This window comes from Micromonospora sp. CNZ285, from assembly GCF_004637285.1.
In genome coordinates this window covers 3,937,329-3,959,479 of sequence record NZ_SPQD01000001.1, presented here as the reverse complement: position 1 = coordinate 3,959,479, position 22,151 = coordinate 3,937,329, and the positions used below count along the sequence as shown (strand labels likewise).

At 74.3% G+C, this 22,151-nt stretch carries 19 protein-coding genes; 13 read left to right on the top strand and 6 right to left on the bottom strand.

Annotated elements, in window-relative coordinates:
- From CLT75_RS17865 to CLT75_RS17850, 4 genes are all read left to right on the top strand, one after another.
- Positions 1–996 (top strand): amidohydrolase family protein, encoded by a 996-nt coding sequence (locus tag CLT75_RS17865; protein ID WP_135241651.1) that lies wholly within the window; start codon positions 1–3, stop codon positions 994–996.
- A gap of 139 nt (positions 997–1,135) precedes the next feature.
- On the top strand, positions 1,136–2,608 hold the full coding sequence (locus CLT75_RS17860; protein ID WP_135241650.1) for an amidase: 1,473 nt from the start codon (positions 1,136–1,138) through the stop codon (positions 2,606–2,608).
- 46 nt (positions 2,609–2,654) lie between these two features.
- Positions 2,655–2,963, top strand: a complete 309-nt coding sequence (gene ctaJ, locus CLT75_RS17855) for an aa3-type cytochrome oxidase subunit CtaJ (RefSeq protein WP_013288054.1) — start codon at positions 2,655–2,657, stop codon at positions 2,961–2,963.
- On the top strand, positions 2,950–3,363 hold the full coding sequence (locus tag CLT75_RS17850; RefSeq protein WP_091423148.1) for a DUF5130 family protein: 414 nt from the start codon (positions 2,950–2,952) through the stop codon (positions 3,361–3,363). Before ctaJ ends, CLT75_RS17850 begins: the two co-directional genes overlap by 14 nt.
- A gap of 118 nt (positions 3,364–3,481) precedes the next feature.
- Here the strand turns inward: CLT75_RS17850 and pepN are convergent, their stop codons facing one another.
- Complete coding sequence (pepN, locus tag CLT75_RS17845) at positions 3,482–6,028, bottom strand: aminopeptidase N (protein WP_167796930.1); 2,547 nt, start codon at positions 6,026–6,028, stop codon at positions 3,482–3,484.
- Between the two features lie 227 nt (positions 6,029–6,255).
- Here pepN and CLT75_RS17840 point away from each other — a divergent pair, with 227 nt between their 5' ends.
- The 4 genes from CLT75_RS17840 to CLT75_RS17825 all read left to right on the top strand — a co-directional run bounded on the left by CLT75_RS17840 (position 6,256) and on the right by CLT75_RS17825 (position 9,248).
- Entirely contained in the window at positions 6,256–6,879 is a 624-nt protein-coding gene (locus CLT75_RS17840; RefSeq protein WP_135241648.1) for a mycothiol-dependent nitroreductase Rv2466c family protein, read from the top strand.
- A 148-nt stretch (positions 6,880–7,027) separates the two neighbouring features.
- Positions 7,028–7,372 (top strand): hypothetical protein, encoded by a 345-nt coding sequence (locus CLT75_RS17835; protein WP_135241647.1) that lies wholly within the window; start codon positions 7,028–7,030, stop codon positions 7,370–7,372.
- A 133-nt stretch (positions 7,373–7,505) separates the two neighbouring features.
- Positions 7,506–8,705: a DUF1015 family protein gene (locus tag CLT75_RS17830; protein WP_135241646.1), complete on the top strand. Its 1,200-nt coding sequence runs from the start codon at positions 7,506–7,508 to the stop codon at positions 8,703–8,705.
- Positions 8,706–8,777: 72 nt separating this feature from the next.
- Entirely contained in the window at positions 8,778–9,248 is a 471-nt protein-coding gene (locus CLT75_RS17825) for a ribose-5-phosphate isomerase (protein ID WP_013288048.1), read from the top strand.
- Positions 9,249–9,264: 16 nt separating this feature from the next.
- Here CLT75_RS17825 and CLT75_RS17820 read toward each other — a convergent pair whose 3' ends face one another.
- Together CLT75_RS17820 and CLT75_RS17815 are read right to left on the bottom strand one after the other, a co-directional pair.
- Positions 9,265–9,666 carry a hypothetical protein gene (locus tag CLT75_RS17820; protein WP_135241645.1) on the bottom strand — a complete coding sequence of 134 codons (402 nt, stop codon included), beginning with the start codon at positions 9,664–9,666 and terminating at the stop codon, positions 9,265–9,267.
- A gap of 335 nt (positions 9,667–10,001) precedes the next feature.
- Positions 10,002–11,222, bottom strand: coding sequence for a GNAT family N-acetyltransferase (locus CLT75_RS17815; RefSeq protein WP_486485211.1), 1,221 nt, complete (start codon positions 11,220–11,222; stop codon positions 10,002–10,004).
- A 98-nt stretch (positions 11,223–11,320) separates the two neighbouring features.
- Here CLT75_RS17815 and CLT75_RS17810 point away from each other — a divergent pair, with 98 nt between their 5' ends.
- Positions 11,321–11,860, top strand: a complete 540-nt coding sequence (locus CLT75_RS17810; RefSeq protein ID WP_135241643.1) for a hypothetical protein — start codon at positions 11,321–11,323, stop codon at positions 11,858–11,860.
- Positions 11,861–11,914: 54 nt separating this feature from the next.
- Here the strand turns inward: CLT75_RS17810 and CLT75_RS17805 are convergent, their stop codons facing one another.
- Entirely contained in the window at positions 11,915–12,520 is a 606-nt protein-coding gene (locus tag CLT75_RS17805) for a hypothetical protein (protein WP_486485210.1), read from the bottom strand.
- Positions 12,521–12,790: 270 nt separating this feature from the next.
- Between CLT75_RS17805 and CLT75_RS17800 the strand changes: the two genes are divergently transcribed.
- Entirely contained in the window at positions 12,791–14,671 is a 1,881-nt protein-coding gene (locus CLT75_RS17800; protein WP_135241642.1) for a propionyl-CoA synthetase, read from the top strand.
- 58 nt (positions 14,672–14,729) lie between these two features.
- Here the strand turns inward: CLT75_RS17800 and CLT75_RS17795 are convergent, their stop codons facing one another.
- Together CLT75_RS17795 and CLT75_RS17790 are read right to left on the bottom strand one after the other, a co-directional pair.
- On the bottom strand, positions 14,730–16,850 hold the full coding sequence (locus CLT75_RS17795; RefSeq protein ID WP_135241641.1) for a M14 family zinc carboxypeptidase: 2,121 nt from the start codon (positions 16,848–16,850) through the stop codon (positions 14,730–14,732).
- Positions 16,851–16,927: 77 nt separating this feature from the next.
- Positions 16,928–19,861, bottom strand: coding sequence for an Hsp70 family protein (locus CLT75_RS17790; RefSeq protein ID WP_135241640.1), 2,934 nt, complete (start codon positions 19,859–19,861; stop codon positions 16,928–16,930).
- A gap of 130 nt (positions 19,862–19,991) precedes the next feature.
- Between CLT75_RS17790 and CLT75_RS17785 the strand changes: the two genes are divergently transcribed.
- From CLT75_RS17785 to CLT75_RS17775, 3 genes are read left to right on the top strand one after another with little or no spacing between them, the layout of a single operon-like run.
- A complete protein-coding gene (locus CLT75_RS17785) occupies positions 19,992–20,639 on the top strand; it encodes an MOSC domain-containing protein (RefSeq protein ID WP_013288040.1) in 648 nt (215 codons plus the stop codon).
- Positions 20,640–20,667: 28 nt separating this feature from the next.
- Positions 20,668–21,699, top strand: a complete 1,032-nt coding sequence (locus CLT75_RS17780; RefSeq protein WP_135241639.1) for a questin oxidase family protein — start codon at positions 20,668–20,670, stop codon at positions 21,697–21,699.
- A gap of 15 nt (positions 21,700–21,714) precedes the next feature.
- Positions 21,715–22,140, top strand: coding sequence for a nucleoside deaminase (locus CLT75_RS17775; protein WP_135241638.1), 426 nt, complete (start codon positions 21,715–21,717; stop codon positions 22,138–22,140).
- The last annotated feature ends 11 nt before the right edge of the window (positions 22,141–22,151 follow it).

Below are 22,151 nucleotides of genomic sequence, written 5' to 3'. Positions count from 1 at the left end.
GTGCCGGTCGTGGACGTGCACACGCACGTCGTACCGAAGGGGTGGCCGGACCTCGCCGCGGCGTGCGGCGGGTCCGGCTGGCCCTGGCTGCGGGTGGACTCCGAGCGCGCCGCCATGATCATGGTGGGGGAGACGGAGTTCCGCCCGATCGGCGCGCAGTGCTGGGACGCGCCGACCCGGCTGGCCGACATGGACGCCGACGGCGTGGACGTGCAGGTCGTGTCGCCCACCCCGGTGTTCTTCAGCTACGACCGCCCGGCAGACCAGGCGGTCAAGGTGGCCCGGATCTTCAACGACCTCACGCTGGAGGTCACCGCCGGCGGTGACGGCCGGCTGGTGCCGTTCTGCCAGGTGCCGTTGCAGGACCCGGACGCGGCCTGCGCCGAGCTGGACCGCTGCCTGTCGGCCGGGCACGCCGGGGTGGAGATCGGCAACCACGTCGGTGACCGGGACCTGGACGACGAGGGCATCGTGCAGTTCCTGACCCACTGCGCCGAGGTCGGCGCGCCGGTGTTCGTGCACCCGTGGGACATGCCCGGCGGCCCCCGGCTGGACCGGTGGATGGCGCGCTGGCTGACCGGGATGCCGGCCGAGACGCACCTGTCGGTGCTCGCGCTGATCCTCGGCGGCGTGTTCGACCGGGTGCCGGACACGCTGCGGATCTGCTTCGCGCACGGTGGCGGCAGCTTCCCGTTCTGGCTGGGCCGCGCCGACAACGCCTGGCATCGTCGCGGCGACCTGGTACGCGGCGCGTCGAGCGCACCGCCCAGCTCGTACGTCGACAGGTTCCACGTCGACTCGGTGGTCTTCGAGCCGGCCGCGCTGCGGCTGCTGGTGGACACCATGGGCGCCGAGCGGGTCCTGCTCGGCAGCGACTACCCGTACCCGCTGGGGGAGCGACCGGTCGGCGACGTGGTGCACCGGGCGGACTTCCTCACCGACGTGCAGCGGGACGCGCTGCTCGGCGGCAACGCGCTGCGGTTCCTCGGGCGTTGACGGCCGCCGCGAATGCGTCCGTCGTGCCGAGCCGGCGGACGCATTCCGAACCGCTGATGTCAGCCGGACATGGACCCGACGGCCGCCGGCCGGACGTGTCGTCCGGCCTCCCGGCCGCCGGACCGGCAGGATGGACGGCATGGCCGAGCCGCACGATCTGACCGCGCTGGAACAGGCCGCCGCGATCCGCCGGGGCGAGCTGTCCAGCCTGGAACTGGTCGAGCACCACCTGCGCCGGGTCGAGGCGCTCGGCGACACCGTCGGCGCGTTCGTCACCGTCACCGCCGAACAGGCCCGCACCGCCGCCCGCGCCGCCGACGCGCTCGCGGCCGAGGAACGCGGCCCGCTGCACGGCGTGCCGACCGCGATCAAGGACCTCACGCTCACCGCCGGCGTCCGCACCACCTTCGGCTCGGCCGCCTTCGCCGACTTCGTCCCGCCCGTCGACGCCGACGTGGTCCGCCTCCTGGCCGACGCCGGCCTGGTCAGCCTCGGCAAGACCACCACCTCCGAACTCGGCTGCTCGCTCTACTCGGAGGGACTGGTGGCGCCGCCGGCCCGCAACCCGTGGGACCTCGCGTACACCGCGGGCGGGTCCAGCGGCGGCGCGGCCGCCGCGGTCGCCGCCGGGCTGGTGCCGGTGGCGCAGGGCTCCGACGGCGGCGGCTCGCTGCGCATCCCGGCCGCGCTCTGCGGCCTGGTCGGCTACAAACCCAGCCGCGGCATGGTCTCCGGCGGGCCGCTCGGCTTCGGCGGCTTCGGGCTGCCGGTGAACGGGCCGATCGGCCGTACCGTCGCCGACGTGGCCGCGCTGCTCGACGTGCTCGCCCGCCCGGTGCCCGGCGAGCCGTACCTCCCGCCGGCCGCGCCCGCCGGCGGCTACCTCGGCGTCACCCGCGCCGCCCGCGTCACCGGCCCCGGCCGGCTGCGCGTCGGCCGCTTCACCACGCCGATGCTCGCCGACGAACCGGTCCACCCGGACTGCGTGGCCGTCGTCGACCGGGCCGCCGCGCTGCTCACCGACGCCGGCCACGAGGTGGTCGACGTCCCCGCGCCGCTCGGCCCCGAGGCGTGGCCGCTGTTCGAGACCGTCTGGTACGCGCTGGCGGTCACCCCCGTCCCGGCCGGGCGGGAGGGCGACCTGCTGCCGCTGACCCGGTACCTGCGCGAGCGCGGCGAGGCGCTCGGCGCGGCCCGGCTGATGGCCGCGCTCGGCGAACTCCAGGCGCAGGTACGCCGTGGCGTACGCCGTACCGCCGGTTGTGACCTGCTGCTCTGCCCGACGCTCGCGGCCCCGCAGGCGCCGGTGGGCGCGTTCGCCGCCCTCGAACCGGCAGAGGACTTCGACCGGCAGCGGCGCTTCTCGCCGTACTGTGCGGTCTTCAACGTCACGGGCGATCCGTCCGTTTCGTTACCTCTCGGACGGACCACCGACGGGCTTCCGGTCGGGGTGCTCCTCACCGGCCGGTACGGCGACGACGCGACACTGCTCGCCACTGCCGCGCAACTGGAGCACCGGAGTGACGGATGGGATCAGCACCCCGCAATTTGGCGGGCCGCCGACTCCGCTAACGTGAACATCACAAGTGACGTGGGGCGCGACCGGTCCTGACCGGCCGACCCGCACCATTCCTGGTCTCTCTTTCCGCCTGGGGGCGTTGGGATTGTCTGTTACCGAGACGTTGGTGGTCTTCGTCGGCATCCCGGCCGCCGCGGTGCTGCTGATCGCCGCCCTGGCGGCCGTCGGCAGCCGCGGCAACGGTGGCGGCGCCAAGCGCTACCGGCCGGGCCGGCCCTTCGACTTCACTCCGGTCTGGTTCCTGGGCCGTCCGGAGCAGCTGGCCGACTCGGCCGGCACGGCGCTGGCCGCCGGGGCGCAGGCGCCGGCGTTGACCAGCCGCAAGCAGGAGCAGGCCGGCCGGGAGGCGCCGGCCGGTGGAACCGGAGGCGCAAGTGACCGTTGGTGAAGCGCGGCCCACGACGGGGACGGGCACCCCGCCCGACGTGCTGGACGGACCGTTCTCGACCCGTCAGCTGCTCCGCATCGACGAGGCGCTGCGCCTCGCCGACCAGGGCACCGGCCTGGTCTTCTCGGTCTACGTCGGCGGCCTCGACGAGCCGATCCGGGAGCACGCCGAGCGGCTGCACCGCCAGCTCGCCGACCCGGACCGCTCGGTGCTGATCGCGGTGTCGCCCAACCAGCGGCAGCTGGAGATCGTCACCGGCAAGTACGCGCGCAAGCGCATCCCGGACACGTACGCCAAGCTGGCCGCGCTCTCCATGGTGGCCTCCTTCGGCGGCGGCGACCTGGCCGGCGGCATCATCCAGGGCCTCGACCAGCTCGCCAGCCACGCCGGCAAGGGCTGACCCCCGCCCGCACACACGACGAAGCCCGGCCCGCGTACGCGTGGGCCGGGCTTTCTCGCGTCCGCAGCCGGGCCGGCGCGGGCTGCCACCCGCGCCGGCCCCGGCCGGCGTGCCTCACTCAGGCGGTGCGCGCGTCCCGCTCCCGGGCCTTCAGCGCGCGGACCACGCCGTCGCGGCCCTCGGCCACCAGCCGCCGCAGCGACGCCGGCCGCCCGTCCTGGGCCAGCCACGCGTCGGTCGCCGCGACCGTGTCCTCCTCGACCAGGTACGCCGGGTACGCGAGCTGCACGAACTCCTGCGCCGGCTCGCTGTCGCGCTGCGCCCACACCTGGTCCACGGTGGCGAAGTACCGCTCCCGGTAGGGCGCGGTCAGCTCGACCTGCGCCGGGTGGGTGAAGCCCTGCAACAGCGCCCGGTTACGCCAGTTGGGCAGCGCGTCCGGGCCGGTGAGCAGCGCCCACACCGCCGCCTTGTTCTCGACGGTCGGCACCAGCGCGTGCGCGTACGCGGCCTCCCGCTCGCCGCTGGCGGTACGGTCGGCGGCCAGCTCCGCGTCCACGTCGGCCGCACCGGCCGCGCCGTTGGCGACGAGCGACTGGAGCACCGTCCAGCGCAGCTCGGTGTCCACGGTCAGGCCCTCCGGCACCCCGTTGCCGTCCAGCCAGCCGCGCAGCGTCGCCAGGTCCTCGCCGGAGCGGGCCGACGAGGCGTACGCCCGGGCCCAGGCGAGCTGGAAGCCGCTGCCCGGCTCGGCCGCCGCGAGCGCGGTCCGCGCGGTACGGGACAGGTCGGCCCAGCCGGTCGGCGCCCACGCCGGGTCGGCGTAGAAGGTGAGCGCCGTGGTCGCCTGCCGGAGCGTGGCCGTCACCAGGTTGATGTCGGTCTCGGCGGTCAGCCCGGCCAGCACCAGCGCCACGTAGTCGCGGGCCGACAGCTCGGCGTCACGCGTCATGTCCCACGCGGCGGTCCAGCACAGCGCCCGCGCCAGCGACGAGTCGAAGCCGGCGATGTGCTGCACCACAGTGGCCATCGACCGCTCGTCCAGCCGCAGCTTGGCGTACGTGAGGTCCTCGTCGTTGAGCAGCAGCACGTCGGCGGCCGGCCTGCCGTGCAGCTCGGACAGCTCGGTCAGCTCGCCGGTCACGTCCGTCTCGATCAGCTCCCGGCGTACCAGGCGGCCGTCGGTCAGGTCGTACAGGCCCACGCCGATGCGGTGGGTACGCAGCGTCGGGTAGCCCGACGGCGCCTCCTGCCGGACCACCACCCGCTCGTACGTGCCGTCGGCGCCGATGGTCACCTCCGGACGCAACGTGTTGACCTGCGCGGTCTCCAGCCACTGGGCGGCGAACTTGCGCAGCTCCCGGCCGGAGGCCGCCTCCAGCTCGGACAGCAGGTCGTCGAACGTGGCGTTGCCCCAGGCGTACTTGCCGAAGTAGGCGCGCAGGCCGGCCAGGAACGGCTCCTCACCCACGTACGCGACGAGCTGCTTGAGCACGCTCGCGCCCTTGGCGTACGTGATGCCGTCGAAGTTGACCTCGACGGCCTCCAGGTCCGGCATCTCGCAGTAGACCGGGTGGGTGGAGGAGAGCTGGTCCTGCCGGTAACCCCAGTTCTTGCGGATCGACAGGAACGTGGTCCACGCGTCGGTGAAGCGGGTGGCGTGCGTGTTGCACCAGTGGCTGGCCCACTCGGCGAACGACTCGTTCAGCCACAGGTCGTTCCACCAGCGCATGGTGACCAGGTCACCGAACCACATGTGCGCCAGCTCGTGCAGGATCGTGTTGGCGCGCTGCTCGTACTCGAAGTCGGTGACCTGCGACCGGAAGATGTAGTGCGACTCGGCGTGCGTGACGCAGCCGAAGTTCTCCATCGCGCCGGCGTTGAAGTCCGGCACCCAGAGCTGGTCGTACTTGGGCAGCGGGTAGCGGACGCCGAACTTCTCCTGGAAGAAGTCGAAGCCCTGCGTGGTGATCAGGTGCAGGTCGTCGGCGTCCATGTGCGGGGCCATGCTGGCCCGGCAGAAGTAGCCCATGTCGATGCCGTCGTGGCTGCGGCGCACCTCGTGGTACGGCCCCGCGCACAGCGCGGTGATGTAGGTGCTCATCCGCTCCGAGACGGTGAAGTGCACCGTCTTCAGGCCCTCACCGGCGGCCTCCTCACGGGCCACCGGCATGTTCGACACGACCCGCCAGTGGTCCGGGACGGTGGCGTGCCAGGTGTAGACGCTCTTCAGGTCGGGCTGGTCGAAGCAGGCGTAGACCTTCTGCGCGTCAGCGGTCTCGAACTGGCTGTAGAGGTAGGTCTCGCCGTCCACCGGGTCGACCGTCCGGTGCAGGCCCTGCCCGCTGTTGGAGTAGCCGAAGTCGGCGTCGACCACCAGCACGTTCTCGGCGGCCAGGCCGCTGAGCGTGAGTCCCTTCTCGGCGGACCAGCCGGACAGGTCCACCGGCTCGCCGTTGAGCGTGGCCGACCGCACCGATTCGGCGGCTGTCTCGATGAATGTCGTCGCCCCCGGTTCGGCGCAGCGGAACCGGACCTCGGTCACCGAGCGGAACGTGCGACCGGTGGGCTGCACCGCGGTCGACAGGTCAAGGCTGATGTCGTACCCGGTCACCTCGAGCAGGCGGGCCCGCTCGGTAGCCTCGACCTGGGTCAGGTTGCGCACTCCCGGCACTGTTCGTCTCCATCCCACTCGTCTCGCCGCGCCCCGCGGCGCCGGTACTGCCCGGCCGCTCGTGACGGCCCGTCGAGAACCGAGTCTTCCATGCACGGACCGCTCTCGGTGGTCGAGGTCACGCTCTCATTCCGGTACCGGTCGATGCGGTACGGGGTGAGGATCGGAGGTGACCGCGCCGGAGCCCCGGCGCGACGATGTCGTGAAGGGAAGACACCGTGACCGAACGTGTCACCGCGGACATGTGGTTCGACCCGCTGTGCCCGTGGGCGTGGATCACCTCCCGTTGGCTGCTGGAGGTCGAGCAGGTCCGGGACGTGGACATCCGGTTCCACGTGATGAGCCTGTCCGTGCTCAACGAGGGCCGGGAACTGCCGGCGGAGTACCAGGACCTGATGGTCAAGGGCTGGGGCCCGGTGCGGGTGTGCATCGCCGTCGAGCAGGCGCACGGCGCCGAGGCGCTGGCGAAGCTCTACACCGCGATGGGCAACCGGATCCACCTCAAGAAGGAGGAACTGGGCCGCGACATGCTCGCGGGCGCGCTCACCGACGTCGGCCTGGACCCGGCGCTCGCCGACGCGGCCGAGTCCACCCAGTACGACGAGGCGCTGCGGGCCAGCCACGAGGCGGGCATGCGGCCGGTCGGCACCGACGTGGGCACCCCGGTGATCCACGCGCCCGGCCCGGACGGCAAGCAGGTCGCCTTCTTCGGCCCGGTGATCACGCCGGCGCCGAAGGGCGAGGCGGCCGGCCGCCTCTGGGACGGCGTCCTGCTGGTCTCCGCCACCCCCGGGTTCTACGAGCTGAAGCGCACCCGCGAGCAGGGCCCCATCTTCGACTGAGGTGAAAGGAAGGGCCCCTTCTCAACACCTGCAGCGCGCCCCGAGCCCCGCACCCGCCCGTCACCGGGCCGGTGCGGGGCTCGTTTCACCGGGTGTCCCAGCCGACGGCCCGCGGGGCCGCAACACGGCAGCTCCTGGAGGCGTTCCCATGGCCAAGCACCGCCACATGTCCGACGACGCGCCGCAGCAGGCGACCGAGGACTCCGGTGCGACGTACTGGTCGGTGACCGAGAGCGACTGGCCGGCCGGCCCGGCCGAGGTGGCCGACCTGCTGGCCCCGCCGATCGTGGTCGGCGTGGCCCGGGTGGTGGCCACCTCGCGGATGACACCGCCGGAGGAGCCCGTCCGGCCCGCCCGCGCGCCGTCGCGGTCCGGCGCCGTCGCCCACCCGGCCGCCGCGGGTGCGACGACGGTACGTCTCAACGCCGGCTCCCGCCCGGCCCCGCCGGTGCGCCGCCCCGCCCCGGGCCGGCACCGCAACCCCACCGCCTGAGCTGCCCTTCGCGGCGTCGAGAAGGGGCCCTTCCTCTACCGGAGGCGTTAGGACGGGGCCCTTCCTTTCACCTGGTGGTAAGCGGGTGAGTCCGGCGGCGGGGGTGATCGGGGCCCGGGTAGCGTCAGCGGACATGACGGTCGTGCACCCGATCACCCGGGCCTGGATCACCACTGGCGGCACCGGCGCGCAGAACTACGACGAGTTCGCCGACGACGCGGAGATCACCTCCATCGTCGAGGCGAATCCGCACAGCGCCCTGGGCATCGAGATGCCCCACCGGGCGCCCGGCAGCCTCGGGAAGTCCTTCCTCGACGCGCTGCCGGACGCGGTGGCGCGCCTGGCCGAGGCGAAGGCGGACGGCAGCTACACGCCGGCCGAGCAGGTGGTGGTGCTCTACCGGATCAGCGCGCCGGGCGAGGAGAGCGCGTACGGGCTGTGGGCCATGGTCGACACCGACCAGATCTCCACCCGCGCCGACGAGCCGGGTCTGGTGATCCGCAACGAGGACGTGTTCATCGCCAAGGTGCGGGAGCGCGTCGCCCTGGCCGAGGCGCTCGGTCACCTGCTCTCGCCCGTACTCCTGCTCCAGACCGGTAGGGGCGACGAGCTGCACGCCGCGCTCGCGGCGGCGACCGACGCGGCCGGCGCGCCCGCCGCGACGGACGTCGACCAGTCCGGCCGGACGCACGCGATCTGGCTGCTCGGCCCGGGCCCGGCGCAGGACGAGCTGACCGCGCTCGCCGGCGGCGGGGATCTGGTGGTGGCGGACGGCAACCACCGCAGCCTGGCCGCGCAGACCGGCGGGTTCCCGCGTTTCCTCGCGGTGGTCACCACGCCCGCGTCGGTCGCGATCCAGCCCTACAACCGGCTGGTCAGCGAGCTGACCACCACGCCGGACGAGCTGCTCGACCGGCTGCGCGCGGCGGGCGCGGAGATCACCCCGGTGGACGGCCCGGTCGGCGTGCCGGCGACCGGCGGCGTCGTGCACCTCTATCTCGGCGGCCGGGGGTACGCGGTGACGCTGCCGCACGTCGGCGCGGGCCGGCTGGAGAATCTCGACCACGCGCTCGTCGAGCGTCTGCTGCTGCGCGACGCGCTGGGCCTCGACCCGGGTGACAAGCGGATCACGTACGTGGGCGGCGACTACCCGGCGAGCTGGCTCGTCGGAGAGGTCGACGGCGGCCGGGCCGAGCTGGCGGTGCTCGTCGCGCCGGTGACCGTCGACGACTTCGTCGCGGTGAACCTGGCCCGGGAGAAGATGCCCCGCAAGAGCACCTGGTTCACCCCGAAGGCGCGGGCCGGCCTGGTCGTGGCCGAGCTGCCGCACTGACCGTGTGACGAATCCGCCTCCGGGTCGCCGCCCGCGCGCCGGCTCGGAGGCGGGCCTGTCAGACTGCGCGGTATGCGCGTCTACCTGGGATCCGACCACGCCGGTTTCGAGTTGAAGGTGCACCTCGCCAACCACCTGGCCAAGCAGGGCTACGAGGTGGTGGACGTGGGACCGCACGTCTTCGACCCGGACGACGACTACCCGGCGTTCTGCCTGCACACCGGTGACCGGGTGGTCGGTGACCCGGGCAGCCTCGGCGTGGTGATCGGCGGTTCCGGCAACGGCGAGCAGATCGCCTCGAACAAGGTCGCGGGCGTCCGGGCGGCGCTCGCCTGGAACGTGGACACCGCCCAGCTGGCCCGCGAGCACAACGACGCGAACGTCGTCGCGATCGGCGCCCGGCAGCACACGCTGGACGAGGCGACAGCGCTCGTCGAGGCGTTCCTGACCACGCCGTTCTCCGGCAACCCCCGGCACAGCCGGCGCATCGAGCAGGTGGCCGCCTACGAGCAGAGCCGCCGCCTGCCCGAGCTGCCCGCCTGAGCGGACACCTCCGGGCTCAGCGCCCGTTGCGGGGCAGGTCCTCGCGCGGCACCCAGTTGCGGCGGATGAGTACCACCCGCTGTTCGGCCTCGGCGAGGTCGTCCTCGGTGGGGCGGGCGGCGTCGCGTGCCCGCAGCGCGGCCGTCACGCTCACCTGCGACGAGCCGGAGCCGACCAGCCCGCGCAGCCCTCGTTCGCCCTCCTCGGCGGGCGGGGCGGCGCGGCGTCCGCGGGGCTCCGGCTCGCCCGGCCGGCCGGCGCGCGGTGACCGGGGCGCCACGTCGTCGTGTACCGGTGTCGTACTGGCAGTGGTGCCGCCGGTGGCCGTGCCGTCGGCACCGGTTCCGGCGGTCTCCGTCGGCGGGGCGGCCTCGCCGTGATGCCGCAGCCGCCGTCGCCGTCGCTCCGCCTCGCCCATCCCCCGACCGTACCGTCCCCACGGCCACCCGCGCGCCGCTCGCACCCCGCGCTTCCCCGCACACGCTCCCGGCGTACCCGATCCAGCCAGCCTCCGCCGATCATGGAGTTGTGGTGCCCGGAGTGCCCCGTGAGCGAGGTATGCGAGGTGCCACAACTCCAGGGTCGACGAGGCGCGCGCCGACGATCACAAATCGTCTCCCCGACGGGTGTGCGAAGCCCCGCTGCTGCCAGCGCTCCCTGCTCCCACCCGCCGCACGATCATGAAGTTAGCCGGGACGAACCGGACGGTTGCGCCGCTAACTTCATGATCGAGGGCCGGGGGCGGGCGGGCGGTCAGAAGACCTCCATGGGGGAGGGGGCGCGGTACCAGGTGAACGCGGGCGTCAGCGCGGTCAGCGTGTCCGGGACCAGCTCCCAGACGCGGCCGGCGGCGGCCAGCGCGTACGGGTTCGCGCCGCCGAGGTACATCTCACCGAGAGCGCGTACGTCACACGCCAGCCCGGCCGGTGCGGTGGTGGGCGTGCACTCCGCGCCGTCCGGGCCGCCGACCAGCCGCCAGCGGCCGGTGTTCTCCTTCAGCAGCTCGTCGGTGACCTCGATCACCACGTCCACGTCGGTGGCGTAGCGCCGGGCGGCCAGCGCGGCCGGCACGTCCACCACCCGCACCCAGAGCGCGTCGGCGAGATGCGGGGAGAGCTGGCGGGGCTCGTCCACCAGCCGCAGCAAGGGCTCGTCCAGGGCCGCGATCGGGAACGACAGCCGGCGGGTCAGGTCGACCGAGAGCAGCAACCGCCACAGCGCCGTGTACGCCTCCGGCGTCGCCGCCACCACCTCGCCGACCTGCACCTCGGCCTGCGGCCCGACGGCCGTCGAGCTGTCCTTCGTCCGGTACAGCGCGTACCCGTCGAGGCCGTCGGCGCCCTCGTGCAGCAGCACCCGGCGCTCGGTGGCGCCGCCCCGGTGCGCCTTGAGGTCCGCCAGCACGTACGACCACCAGCGCTCGTCCCGCCGGGACCAGCCGGGCCGCCCGGCGCGGACCTGCTCGTACAGCCGGGCCAGCTCGTCCCGGTGCGAGTCCGGACGGTCCAGTCGAAGCCTGCCCTCGGCGGGCGCCGGGGCGGGCAGGCGCAGGCCGGTGGTGTCGACGGACAGCATGTAGCGCGGGGCCGCCGACCCGTAGCCGAACCGGGGGTAGATGCGGCCCTCGCTGGCCCAGAGCACCGCGATCGGTTCCCGGCCGGCGTCGCGGACCTCCCGCAGCTGGCGGCGCATCAGCGTGGTGAGCAGGCCGCGCCGCCGGTGCGTCGGCGCCACCGCGACCATCGTCACGTGCGCGGCCGGCACGTCCGCGCCGGGGACCGCGAGACCGCGGCTGAACGCGGCGGCGTGCGCGACTGCCGTCCCGCCGTCGCGGACCAGTAACGACCGGTCCGGCTCGAAGATCGGGCGTTCGAGCGCCTGCACGTCGGGGTCGAGATCGCCGTGGAAGGCCAGCGCGAGCAGCGCCGCGATGTCGTCGAAGTCCTCGGCCCGGGATACCAGCACGTCAGTCACGGCACGTGTGTATCGCACCGCGATGGGGGTCGGCACCCTATTTGCGGGCTGGCTACCCTCGGAACCGAGGCCGGAATCGGTCGAGGGGGAGGACGAAGATGGCGGACCAGACACAGCCGTGGGCCGAGCGCACCGTGGAGGTGCCGCCCCAGCCGGGGGTGGTGCCCCCGCAGCGGGACGCGTTCCAGCGCGGGGTGGCGGCGGTCGGCCGGCCGCGCGCCTCGCGTACGCCCCGTACCGAGCAGTTCCCCACCGTCGAGCACGGCGACTGGGCGGCCGAGCCGGCGCCCCGCCGGCCGATGAGCTGGCATCTCGCCCAGGCGCGCAAGGGTGGGGAGCTGAGCGCCGCCGGTGCCCTGTTCGCGTTCGTGTGCTGGGGCATCTGGGCGATCTCCGGCCGGGGCAACCTGGTCGCCCCGCTGCTCACGTTCGTGCTCAGCCTGCTCACCGCGGTCGGCCTGTTCGCGCTGGCCCGGCTGATCGGCCGGCTGATCCTGGAACGGCAGCTCGGCCGGGTGCGCCGCAGCGCCCGGGGCGCCCACCTGATCACCGCGTTGTTCCTGGCCGGCGTCGGTGTGGCGTACCTCCAGCAGACCGAGTGGGTGGTCTCCGCCTGGAACTGGGTGACCGGCAACTGAGCCGACGGGTCGTCCGTCCGGTACGCGCCGGACGGACGACCCGGGGCGTCGGCGTCAGAAGGTGGTCGGCGCGCCGGCCGTCTTGCAGGCGGCGTTGATGTCCTTGCTGGCCTTCTCCATGGCGGGGTTGTCGGCGGCGGTGCCCGGGTCGGCGGCCGAGCCCGCCTTGCCGGCCTCCGCGCCGAACTCCTTCAGGGCGGTGGCCGCCTTGCCGTCGCCGGCGGTTCCGGCGAGCTCTGTCACCCGGTCACCGAGTTCGGTCAGGATCGCGCCGGTCTGCTTCGTCAGGTCGCCGCCCGACTGCACGGCAGTCATGAGCTTCGCCCGCATGTCCTTGTTGATCTTCTCTGCGGCGGTGCAGAGTTCCTTGTCGCTCATCGCGGCCGCCGACGGCGAGGGGGCAGCCGAGGAGGGGGCGGCGGAGGCCGAGGTGGCCGCCGGCCCGGCCGTGGTCGAGGGCTTCTCGTCGCCGCACGCGGCGAGCCCCAGCACGGCACAGGTCAGGAGGATCGGCAAGATCCGATTGGTTTTCACGCCTGCGCACGCTAGTCGACAGCCGTGATCGATCAAACTCGGTTTGCCCGGGCCGGCCCCGGGATGCGCGGGCGGGCGGCATTCGCGCCGCCCGCCCGCGTGCCCGGCCGCGGTACGCCGCGACACCGGTCGTCTCTCCACCAGGACCGTGTTGCCTTACCCCGCCCCACGGGCTTCATCCGTCGCCCGTTGGGCTGAGCGGTCACCGCTGCTCGTCGGCCTTCGGCGAGGCGGACCCGGGCGGCCGGGTCCTCGACGCCCGGGCCGCCGGAAACGACAGGCGACGGGTACCGCCCACCGCCGTGACCGGCCGTTCAGCGAGCCGGGGCGCGCTTCCGGCGCACCGGACCCGTCCGGCCGTCGTGCCGGCGTGGTGCCGCGGCGCAGCATGGCGGCATGGGCGCGTATCGATCAGCGTACGAGCGGAGCATCGCCGACCCGGCTGGTTTCTGGCGGGACGCGGCGGCCGACATCGACTGGGTCATCCCGCCGGAGCGCATCCTCGACGACTCGGCGGCGCCGCTGTACCGCTGGTTCCCCGACGGGGTGCTGAACACCTGTCACAACGCGCTGGACCGGCACGTCGCCGCCGGGCGTGGCGACCAGCCCGCGTTGATCCACGACAGCCCGGTGACCGGCACGGCCCGCACGCTCACGTACGCCGAACTGCTCGCCGAGACGGCCCGGTTCGCCGGTGCGCTGCGCCGGCTCGGCGTCGGCCGGGGTGACCGGGTGCTGCTCTACCTGGCGATGGTCCCGGAGGCGGTGATCGCCATGCTGGCCTGCGCCCGGATCGGCGCGGTGCACTCGGTGGTCTTCGGCGGCTTCGCCGCGCACGAGCTGGCCGTCCGGATCGACGACGCGCGGCCGAAGGTGGTGGTGGCGACCTCCTGCGGCATCGAGGCCGACCGGGTGGTGCCGTACCACCCGATCCTGGCCGCCGCGCTGGACGAGGCCACGCACGCGCCGGAGCGCTGCGTGGTGGTGCAGCGCCCGCAGGAACCCGCCCCGCTGGTGCCGGGCCGCGACCTGACCTGGGCCGAGGTGATGGCGGACGCGGAACCGGCGCCGTGCGAGCCGGTGGCCGCCACCGACCCGCTCTACGTCCTCTACACCTCCGGCACCACGGGCCGTCCCAAGGGCGTGGTGCGGGACAACGGCGGGCACGCGGTGGCGCTGCGCTGGTCGATGCGCAACGTCTACGGCATCGAGCCGGGCGAGGTCTTCTGGGCCGCCTCCGACGTGGGCTGGGTGGTCGGCCACTCCTACATCGTGTACGCGCCGCTGCTCACCGGCGCGACGACGGTGCTCTACGAGGGCAAGCCGGTCGGCACCCCCGACGCCGGGGCGTTCTGGCGGGTCGCCGCCGAGCACCGGGTGGCCGCCCTGTTCACCGCGCCCACCGCGATCCGGGCGATCCGCCGCCAGGACCCCGACGGCAGCCACATCTCCCGGTACGACCTGGGCGCGCTGCGTACCCTCTTCCTCGCCGGCGAGCGCCTGGACCCGGACACGTGGGCCTGGGCGGGGCAGCGGCTCGGCGTACCGGTGGTCGACAACTGGTGGCAGACGGAGACCGGCTGGCCGGTGGCGGCCAACCCGCGCGGCCTGGAGCCGCTGCCGATCAAGCCGGGGTCGCCGACGGTGCCGGTGCCCGGCTACGACGTGCGCGTGGTCGACGGCGCGGGCCGGGACGCGCCGCCCGGCACTGACGGCTCGATCGTGATCCGGCTGCCGCTGCCGCCCGGCTGCCTGCCCACGCTCTGGGGTGACGACGAGCGGTTCGTCCGCTCCTACCTGTCCACGTTCCCGGGTCACTACCTGACCGGCGACGGCGGCCGGTTCGACGAGGACGGCTACCTGTACGTGATGGGCCGCACCGACGACGTCATCAACGTGGCCGGGCACCGCCTGTCCACCGGCGCGATGGAGGAGGTCCTGGCGACGCACCCGGCGGTGGCCGAGTGCGCGGTGATCGGCGTGGCCGACGCGCTGAAGGGGCAGGTGCCCAGCGGATACGTGGTGCTCAAGGCCGGCGCCGAGGTGGACCCGGACGCGCTCGCCGCCGAGCTGGTCGCGCTGGTCCGGCAGCGGATCGGCCCGGTGGCGGCGTTCCGCCGGGTGACAGTGGTGCCGGCGTTGCCCAAGACGCGCTCCGGGAAGATCCTGCGGCGCACCATGCGGGGCCTGGTGGAGGGGCGCGACGAGCCGGTCCCGGCGACGATCGACGACCCGGGCGCGCTCACCGTCTTCCGCGACCTCGGCACCGCTGACTGAGCCGGGCAGAGCTGACGCGGTCCCCGGCCGGACTCGGCCGACCGGGGACCGCTTGCGGTCAGCGCCGGACCGGGTTGTGGGCGGCGTAGTCGCGGGCGACGCGGACCAGTTCCACCAGGCCGCCGGCGTACTCCTGCGCCTCGGCGTGCGCCTCGTCGAACGGCGGCTGGAAGCCGACGCCCTCCCACTGGCCGGTGGCCTCGTTCCACCTGTCGTTTCCGACCTCGAAGTCCCAGGCGAAGATGCCCAGCTCGTAGTAGAGCTGGTCGGCCGAGTTGCCGGCCGCCGAGTAGAGCACATCGGCGACCGGGCCGGTCTGCGACGGCCAGGTGACGGTGCCGCGCTCGGCCGCGATCGCGCCGACGATGCGCCGCGCGCTGCCCAGGAACAGCGTCGACTCGTCGATCGACGGGCGCGGCAGCGTCACCCGCCCGTCGGCCTTGTACGCCCCGGGCGGCCACATGAAGTAGCCGCCGTACGAGTGCACGTTCATCGCGAACTTGATGTTCGGGTGGGCCTTGGCCAGGTCGATCACGTTGCGGCTCTCCGGCTCGGACAGCTCCGCCGTGCCCGCGTAGTTGCCGGACAGGCAGTTCGCGCTCGCGCCCACGTACCCGTCGAACAGGGATCCGACCGTGTAGTTGCGGTTGACGTCGACGCCCCACATGGTGCGGTACTTCGGGTCGCGGGAGGCGCCGGTGCAGTGGTTGACCAGGTTCTTGCGCTGGAAGTTGTAGTCGTTGAAGGAGTAGTTCGCGCCGTCCGGGTTCACCGTCGGGATGACGAACACGTCCACCTGCTCCAGCAGCTTGCGGGTCGCCGCGTCGGTACGCGCGTTCGCCAGCAGCCGCTCGGCGAACTCCAGCGTGACGAGCGGGGTGGCCCACTCGCGGGCGTGCTCCTGCGAGTAGGCCAGCACACCGATCCGGGAGCCGTCGCGGTGCTTGCCGATGCGCAGCGCCTGCACCGTCCACGGCCGGGCCGGCACCTCGGTGCCCTGCAACCCGTCGTCGAGGCGTACCGGCCCGGCCACCGGCATCGGCAGCCCGGCGGAGCCGTCCTCCACAGTGGCCCGGAAGCGGGCACCTCGCGGGGCGTTGATCAGGGCGGCCACGTCGTCGGTGGTGCTCGTCACCTTGCCCGCGCGGTCGGTGGCAAGCGAGACGGTGAGCACCCGGTCCCGGTAGCGCATGCTCAGCGGCCGGTTCGGCCGGCCCGGGTCGACAGTGCGTACCTGCACGCCGTTCATGCCCTGGTCGCCGAAGCGGACCGACTCCACCACCACGGCGGCGGCCGCCGGGTCGCCCAGGTAGGCGGCGGCGTTCCGCCGGTATCCCTGGGTCTTGTTCGGCAGGTCGATCACGTCGACCAGGTCGCGGTACTGGCGGCCGAGCCGGGCGATGCGCGCCTTGATGTCCACCGGCGTCAGGTACGCGTCGATGAAGTCCTTCTGGTAGCCGGCCGGCTGCGGCGGCGGGGTCGCGTTCGGCCAGAGCGACGGCGTCACCGGCCGGCTCGTGCCGCCCAGCGTGGAGGTGGCGGTGAGCTGCACCGGCCGGCTCGGCACCGGCTGCGGCAGCGCGTAGTGGTACTGGTACTCGCCCGAGTCCTCGAAGCGGTACAGCGGGAACGAGCCGGTGGCGCCGTCGGCCGTTCGCCAGGTCACAGTGATCTCGACGTCCGGGTCGTCGGTGGCGGTGGTGGCGACCTGGGCCTGGAGGAACGTCCGGCCGCCGGTGGTCCACCAGTACGCCTGGAGGAACTGGAGCGTGTCGACAGCGGCGGCGCCGCTCGTACGCAGCCCGGCGCGGGTGCGCTCCTGCGCGGCGCGGCGGCTCTCGGCCAGGTGCCGGGCCCCGTCGTCGGCGCGCTGCACCACCTGCACGGCGGTGGCGCCCTGCCGGGTGAGGTCGGCGAGCTGCCGTCCGGTGAGGACCAGGTCGGCGGTCCACTCGCCGTCGCGGGAGCGGGGGCGGTTGGCCAGGTCGGCGCCGCCGGCGACCAGGCGGTCGAGCTGCGCCCGGTCGGCGAGCCGCACGCGGACCAGCGCGGTCTCGGTGGGGGCGAGCGTGATCGCGGGGGAGGGCGGTGCGGCGGCGCCCGGCCCGGGATGGGCCAGCGCCGCGGCGATCAGGATGCTGGTGGTGGCGAGTGCGGTCCACCGTCGTCGGACGAACACGGGGCCTCCTGACGAACGTCGATCTCTCTGCCGTTCACACCAGCCGAGGCATCGATCGCTGTCAAGCTCACTTCCGGTCAGCCGGCGAACCGGTACAACCGGAACTCCTTCGCCGCGCCGCACACCAGCATCTCGGTGTTCCACGAGCAGGACTCGCTGCGGATCTGCTTGAGCTGCCCCATCTCGACCGGCTTGCCGTCCACCGCCGTCCCGGCGAGGACGCGGTCGTCCTCGTACGCGCTCGGCGCCTCGGAGAAGATCAGCAGGTTGCCGGCGTCCAACCGGACCGCCGTCCCGTCCCGGTCGCGCAGCACCGCCGTGCCGTCCGGCGCGAACAGCGTCACCGCGTCCGGCGAGTCCCGCCCGGCCAGCACGTGCTCACCGACCGGCACCAGCGACTCGGCGCGCGGCGCCGGCCACTGCCGGGTGCCCTCACCCTCGGTCGCCGCCACCACCCGGGTGTCGTCGGCGCCGCTGCCGGGCGTCTCCAGCAGGCACACGCGACGCTCACCGCAGGTGACGAGATCCTTCACCCGGCCGCCCTGTTCCGGCGCCTCGTACAGCACGCTCGGCGTGCCGAGACCGCCCAGGTCGTAGGCGAGCAGCCGCAGGCCGCGCTCGTTCTCCGCCACGTACAGCCGGTCGTCGCGAGCGGCCACCGGATCGTCGAGCCCGGCGACGTTGCCCCGGTCCCTGAGGATCTTCCCGCTGCGCATGTCGACGACCCGGACCGACCGGTCCGCGCCGACCTGGACGAGCCGGTCCGCCTTCCCCGCCCACGGGGCGAGCGGCGAGCCCTCGGCGTTGCCGGGCCCGTCCAGTGCCGCGCCGGTGCCGACCGGGACCACCTTCGTGCGCGCGTCGCCGTACTCGGTGCGCGGGTTGGGCCGTTCCCACCGCTGGCGGCCGTCGCTCAGCCGCAGCCCGACCAGGCGTTCGCCGGTGCGGTCCAGCCGGACGATCGTGTCCGGCCCGAGGTACAGGGTGTCGTCGCGGCCGACGTCGGTCCGCCAGCGCTGGTCCCCGGAGTCCTCGTCGAGCACCGCGAGTACGCGGGGGGTGTCGCTTCCGGTGGCGTCGCCGAGGACGAGCAGCCCGTCGGGCAGCGCCCGGATCCCCGCCCACCGCTGCGCTGTCGCGTCGGTCCGCTTCTCCCAGACCGCCTTGCCGGTGGCCGCCTCGACGGCTGTCACGTGCAGGTGGTCGTCGGGCAGCGAACGGGCCAGGTAGGCGCGTTCCCCGAGCGTCGCGGTGAACATCTGGTCCGGCCGCGTGTCACCGGCGGCCACCGTCTTCACCAGCTCCGCGGTGTGGAAGTCCAGCGCCGGATGCCGGTCCCGGAACACCCAGAGCAGCACCGACGCCGCCACGGCGACGACCACGAGACCCGCGCCGAGCGCGATCCACCGGCCGCGCCGGGGCCGGCCGCCGCCGGGCCGGACACCGCCCGGAGCGGGGGAGAACGGCGCCCCGGGTACGCCGGGCTGCCAGCCGCCGGGCGGGGGAGCGGACGGTCCGGGTACGCCGTAGCCGGCGGGGTGGGGCGGAACCGGCCCGTGGGCGGCCGGCATGTGGTCGTACCTCGTGGGCTGTGGCGGAACCGGGCCCGGCGTGCCGTCGTACCTCGTGGCGGCTGTCGGCGGGAAGGGCCCGTCGGCGACCAGCGTGCCGTGCGGACCGGCGGGCGCCGCGTCCGGACCGGCGAGCGGCGCGGTCGGGTTCGGCCTCGTCGCACCGGCGGGGACCGTGGCGGCGTTCGCCGTGGCGGCGCCGGTCTCGCCCGCGGCCGGCGCGGGCCGTGTCGAGTCGGGCTGCGCCGGCGCGGGTGGTGCCGGCGCGGCCTGGACCGGCACGCCGGGACGGCCGGACCGCCGGGGCAGCGGCAGGTCGGTGAGCGCGCCCTCGGCGACAGGCATCTCCGGCTGCTCCAGCACCGTCGGCGCGATGCCCAGCTCGGCGTGCAGCAGCCGGGCCACCAGCGGCACCCGGGTCGACCCGCCGACCAGGAACAGGCCGGAGAGCTGCTCCGGACGCAGCCCGGCGGCGGCGGTCACCTCGCGGGTCTCCGTCACCGCCCGGGCCAGCAGCGGCGCGGCCAGGCGTTCGAAGTCCTCCCGGGACAGCGGCACCGCCGCCTCCACCCCCGGTACGGCCACCGGCGCCACCATCGCCCGGGACAGCATCTCCTTCGCGCCGCGCACGTTGTCCCACAACTGCTGGCGGTCCCGCCGCTCGGCGGTGGTCGCCGGGTCGGTCAGCCGGGCCCACTCGCGCGGGTGGACCGGGCCGACCAGCTCGCCGAGTCGTCCGAGCAGGGCCGCGTCCAGGTCGAGGCCGCCGAGGTCGGGGATCCCGCCGGTGGCGACCAGCTGGAAGCCGGAGTCGCCCCACGGGTCGGCGCCCTCGTTGCGCAGCACCGCCACGTCGAGCGTGCCGCCGCCGAAGTCGAACACCGCCACCGCACCGCCCACCGGCACCGGCCGGCGCAGCACCTGCGTGAAGTAGCGCGCCGCGGCCACCGGCTCGCGCAGCAGGCGGGTGCCGGGCGCGATCGGCCCGGCGAGCGTGTGCTCGGCCGCCGCCGGCCAGCCGGCGAGTTCCAGCGCGTCGTGCAGCACCTGACGGCGGGCCGGCGTCCAGGCCGCCGGATGGGTGACCACCGCCGGGGGCAGCATCCCGACCGCCGCCACCGCCGCGTCCGCGACCGCGCGCAGCGTCGCGGCCAGCAGCTCCGCCGGCCGGTACGCCCGCCCGCCCAGCTCCACCGTCTCCTCGTCGACCCGGCGCTTCGGGTTCGGCTCGTAGCCGGCCGGGTCGGCCTGGGCCAGGCGCTGCGCGTCCCGCCCGACGTGCAGGTGACCGTCCGCGTCGGCGTAGACGCCGGACGGCAGGATCGGGTGGCCGTCGACGAGGACCGGCCGGGTCCGCCCGTCCGGCCAGCGCAGCACCGCCACCGTGTTCGAGGTGCCGAGGTCCACGCCGAGGGCGAAACCGTCCTGCTGGCCTGCCATCCGCGGCTACCTCCACCACCCGACGAGGATGTCCGGCCCGCATCGTACGCAGGCCGCGCCGCCTCGCCGTTCACCCGGCCCGGGGGAATGGACTGGCCCGTCCGGCCCTCGGCCGCATACCGTCGCCGTCATGAGGGTGATCTCCGTCAACGTGGGCCGACCGCAACCGAACCCGTGGAAGGGGATCGGCGCCACCGGCATCGACAAGCGGCCCGTGGACGGCCGGGTCGCCGTCACCGCGCCCGGCCCCAAGGGCAACGGCGACGTCGGGCTCGCCGGTGACCGGGTCTACGACGTGGCCCACCACGGGGGCACCGACCAGGCGGTCTACGCGTACGCCCGGGAGGACCTCGACCACTGGGAGGCCGAGCTGGGCCGCCCGCTCGCCGACGGCAGCTTCGGCGAGAACCTGACCACCACCGGGCTGGACGTCAACGGCGCGCTGATCGGCGAGCGGTGGCGGATCGGGCCGGACCTGGTGCTGGAGGTCTCCTGCCCGCGCATCCCCTGCGGCACGTTCCAGGGGTGGCTGGGCGAACGCGGCTGGATCAAGCGGTTCACCGAGGAGGTACGGCCCGGGGCGTACCTGCGGGTGGTCACGCCGGGCAGCGTCGGCGCCGGAGACCCGGTCGAGGTCGTGCACCGGCCGGACCACGACGTGACGGTGGCGCTGGTGTTCCGGGCCACGACGCTCGAGACGGAACTGCTGCCCCGGCTGCTGGTCGCCGACGCGCTCCCCGAGGAGGACATGGCGCGGATCCGCCGCCGCTTGACCTGAACCACACTTCAGGTCGGACGCTTCCGGTGTGCTGAACTCCGTACTCGACGAGGCGTACGAGCGCGTACGCCACACCGGTCCCGAGCGCGACGGGTGGCTGTCCAACCACGTGCCGATGGCGGCGGAGGCCCTGGCGCGCCACGGCCACGGGCAGGCGGTGCACCGCTGGATCGACGCGTACGCCGGCCGGCTGGAGGAACGCCCGCGCGGCATCCGGCGCATCGCCGCCGACGAGTGGCGTGACCCGCTCGGCGACCCGGTGCGTACCGGCGACTGGCTCGACCTCTTCGACCGCGAGCTGGCCGGCGACCCGTGGCGCGACGTGCTCGCCCGCTGGTGGCCGCGCCTGCTGCCGGGCATCGCCGCCGGGGCCACCCACGGCGTCATCCGGGTCGGTCACGCCGTGCGCGCGCTGCTCGACGCCGAGACCGCACCGCGGGTGACCGAACTCGGCCAGGGGCTCGCCTACTGGGCCGCCCGCTGGCAGCCGCTCGCCCTGCCCGGCGCCGGGCCGTACCCCGGAACCGACGCCCGGTCCGCGCTCGACGCGGTGCCCCGCGTACCCGATCAGCGGTTCGGCATCCGGTCCCGCCTGGCGCAGCTGGCCGACCTGGACCGGTGGCCGGCCGCCGCGGCCGCAGTGCCCGGCGACGCCGCCGACGGCGTACCCACCCGGCTCGCCGCCGTCGTCGACGCCGCGGTGGTCCGGCACGGCACGCACGGGTACGCCGGGCCCGTGATGCTCGTGCACGCCGCCACCGCGCCGAACGCCGTCCTGCGTACGCTGCCGGCGCTGCCGCCGGCGCTGTGGCAGCCGAGCCTGGCCGCCGCGTGGGCCGCGACCGCCGCCGTCACCGCCGCCTACGCCCCGGCCGGGGCCCGTGCCGTCCCACCGGCCGCCGGGCCGGAACTCGACGAGGTCATGGCGCGGGCGCTGGACACCGGGGACGCGCACGCGATCAAATTCATCGACACCCTGAGCGACGCGTACGCCCGCAGCGGCGACCCGGCCCTGCTCGCCGTGGCCGCCCGATCCGTCGAGCAGATCGCCGCAGACTGAACACGTGGAGGGCTGATGACACCCGACGACGAGGCGTTCCTGCGCCGCGCCGTGGAACTCGCCGACCGGGCCGGCGCGTCCGGCGAGCGGCCGTTCGCGTCGCTGCTCGTCGGCGCGGACGGCACCGTCCTGATCGAGGACCACAACACAGTGGTCTCCGACAAGGACGTCACCGCCCACCCGGAGCTGAAGCTGGCCCGCTGGGCCGCCCGGGAGCTCGCCCCCGAGGCGGCGGTCGCGACCACCATGTTCACCAGTTGCCAGCCGTGCCCGATGTGCACCGTCGCGATCAACGCATCAGGCCTCGGCCGGGTCGTGTACGCGTTGTCCACCGAGCAGTTCGAGCAGGTCAAGCCCTCGACGCCCGCGCCGCGTCCGGTGCGGTACGACGGGCCGGCGCTGTTCGACGAGGCACGCCGGCCGATCGAGGACCACTACTAGGCACACCGGCG

What these genes read in the sequence shown, in the direction of transcription:
- CLT75_RS17800 (WP_135241642.1), top strand. Translation starts at nt 12,791, where the DNA reads ATGGGCGCGTATCGATCAGCGTACGAGCGGAGCATCGCCGACCCGGCT.
- CLT75_RS17830 (WP_135241646.1), top strand. Translation starts at nt 7,506, where the DNA reads ATGACGGTCGTGCACCCGATCACCCGGGCCTGGATCACCACTGGCGGC.
- CLT75_RS17790 (WP_135241640.1), bottom strand. Translation starts at nt 19,861, where the DNA reads ATGGCAGGCCAGCAGGACGGTTTCGCCCTCGGCGTGGACCTCGGCACC.
- CLT75_RS17775 (WP_135241638.1), top strand. Translation starts at nt 21,715, where the DNA reads ATGACACCCGACGACGAGGCGTTCCTGCGCCGCGCCGTGGAACTCGCC.
- CLT75_RS17810 (WP_135241643.1), top strand. Translation starts at nt 11,321, where the DNA reads ATGGCGGACCAGACACAGCCGTGGGCCGAGCGCACCGTGGAGGTGCCG.
- CLT75_RS17785 (WP_013288040.1), top strand. Translation starts at nt 19,992, where the DNA reads ATGAGGGTGATCTCCGTCAACGTGGGCCGACCGCAACCGAACCCGTGG.
- CLT75_RS17825 (WP_013288048.1), top strand. Translation starts at nt 8,778, where the DNA reads ATGCGCGTCTACCTGGGATCCGACCACGCCGGTTTCGAGTTGAAGGTG.
- CLT75_RS17860 (WP_135241650.1), top strand. Translation starts at nt 1,136, where the DNA reads ATGGCCGAGCCGCACGATCTGACCGCGCTGGAACAGGCCGCCGCGATC.
- CLT75_RS17835 (WP_135241647.1), top strand. Translation starts at nt 7,028, where the DNA reads ATGGCCAAGCACCGCCACATGTCCGACGACGCGCCGCAGCAGGCGACC.
- CLT75_RS17820 (WP_135241645.1), bottom strand. Translation starts at nt 9,666, where the DNA reads ATGGGCGAGGCGGAGCGACGGCGACGGCGGCTGCGGCATCACGGCGAG.